The organism is Streptomyces phytophilus, from assembly GCF_013870535.1.
In the GTDB taxonomy this organism is placed as follows: Bacteria; Actinomycetota; Actinomycetes; order Streptomycetales; family Streptomycetaceae; genus Streptomyces; species Streptomyces phytophilus.
The window spans coordinates 1-1089 of record NZ_JACBXC010001668.1 but is presented as its reverse complement, the minus strand read 5'-3'; the positions used below and the strand labels follow the sequence as shown (position 1 = coordinate 1089).

The 1089-nt window shown below is 71.6% G+C and carries 2 protein-coding genes; both read right to left on the bottom strand.

Features of this window, described 5'->3' with window-relative positions; translation table 11 throughout:
• Positions 1-101: 101 nt before the first annotated feature.
• Positions 102-446 (bottom strand): CU044_2847 family protein, encoded by a 345-nt coding sequence (locus H5J30_RS35100; protein ID WP_181791840.1) that lies wholly within the window; start codon positions 444-446, stop codon positions 102-104.
• Positions 443-904, bottom strand: a complete 462-nt coding sequence (locus tag H5J30_RS35095) for a hypothetical protein (RefSeq protein ID WP_181791839.1) — start codon at positions 902-904, stop codon at positions 443-445. The genes H5J30_RS35100 and H5J30_RS35095 overlap by 4 nt, the downstream gene beginning before the upstream one ends.
• Positions 905-1089: the final 185 nt, after the last annotated feature.

The following is a 1089-nucleotide window of genomic DNA, read 5'->3' as shown; positions in this document are numbered from 1 at the left end:
CCGGGCCCGGCCCTGCCGTCCCCCGTGGAGACGGCAGGGCACGCCGGGCCCGGGAGGCGGTGCGGTCGGGCATCCCGGTGGTCGCGGCCCCCTTCCGTACGTCAGCGCCGGTTCGGGACCGGATAGGTCAGGGTGACCGCGACGGACGCCTCGGCCGAGCCGCTGAAGAGGACGACGTTTCCCTCGCCGGCGATCGTGATGCCGAACTCGATCGAGACCGACTCGGGCGCGGTGGCCTGGGCGGCCAGTTCGCCGACGGTGCGGCTGAACCGCTCGGCGACGACATGGATCGTGCTCTGAACGTGGTCCAGCGCCTCGGCCGCCTTCTGTCCGGCGACCCTGCGCAGGTTCGACGAGGTGGGCTCGGAGCCGGGGAGCCGCTGGACGGCGATGTAGACGTCCCGGCCGTCGATGACGGCGGGCAGCGCCTCCTTCTGCGGGTTCACGAACCCACTCCCCCCTCTTCCAGCTCGTAGACGCCGCGGAACAGGAGCCTGCCGTCCGGATACACGTAGTAGCCGGTGCCGGCTGGTTCCTTCTCCCACCGCCAGTAGTGCCGCACCACGGCTCCGGCGGTATTGATCAGCCTGCCGAGCGGGGTCGCGTTCCGGAGGTTCCGCAGGAACCGCGAGTCGAGGAAGGCGTGGACCACGTCCCGTAGCGGCTCGAAGCTCCGATCCGCGTGGTCCAGCGCGAACATGTGGCGCACGCCGCGGTCGTCGGTGAGGACGAACGCCAGGATCACTCCCGTCTCGCGGTGTATGTAGGCGTCGCCGGACTCGATCCTGATCGAGTCGGGCGTGCCGTCGTCGAGGACGGCGGGCAAGAGCAGGGGGACGCCGTTGAGTTGCGAGACGCTCATCAGCCAGCGCCCGTAGTCGCTGTCGTGCGGGCTCTTCTCCACCTCGGGTGCCTTCCGGTGACGCGCCGCCGGTCCCCGCGCCGCTCGCGGCCCGGGTGAGCGGCGCGGCCTACAGGTTGTCCAGGATCCAGCGGGTGACACGCTCCAGCGCGCCCTGGGTCACCTCCTCGGCGACAGCGTCCGACGCGGACTCCCCCGGCCCGCCCGGTACGGACACGTGCGCGGGT